This is a genomic window from Streptococcus sp. SS-4456 (assembly GCF_036680365.1).
In the GTDB taxonomy this organism is placed as follows: domain Bacteria; phylum Bacillota; class Bacilli; order Lactobacillales; family Streptococcaceae; genus Streptococcus.
On sequence record NZ_JAVIHI010000118.1, the window covers coordinates 1 to 275 of the forward strand.

3 tRNA genes are annotated in these 275 nt (G+C 52.7%); all 3 read right to left on the bottom strand.

The features are described 5' to 3' along the window. Positions 1-11: 11 nt before the first annotated feature. Positions 12-83 (bottom strand) — tRNA-Gly (locus RFK25_RS11645). A gap of 13 nt (positions 84-96) precedes the next feature. Next, positions 97-169, bottom strand: a tRNA-Thr gene (locus RFK25_RS11650). Between the two features lie 18 nt (positions 170-187). Then, positions 188-269: transfer RNA gene (locus RFK25_RS11655), tRNA-Leu, on the bottom strand. Between the last annotated feature and the right edge of the window lie 6 nt (positions 270-275).

Genomic DNA, 275 nt, shown 5'->3' on the forward strand with positions numbered 1-275 from the left:
CGGCCTCTCAAAGCGAACGACGGGATTCGAACCCGCGACCCCCACCTTGGCAAGGTGGTGTTCTACCACTGAACTACGTTCGCAATCTCTTGCTAATGCCGGCTACATGACTTGAACACGCGACCCTCTGATTACAAATCAGATGCTCTACCAACTGAGCTAAGCCGGCCTATTTATATTTCTGTTATGCGGGTTAAGGGACTTGAACCCCCACGCCCGAAAGCGCCAGATCCTAAATCTGGTGCGTCTGCCAATTCCGCCAAACCCGCATATGA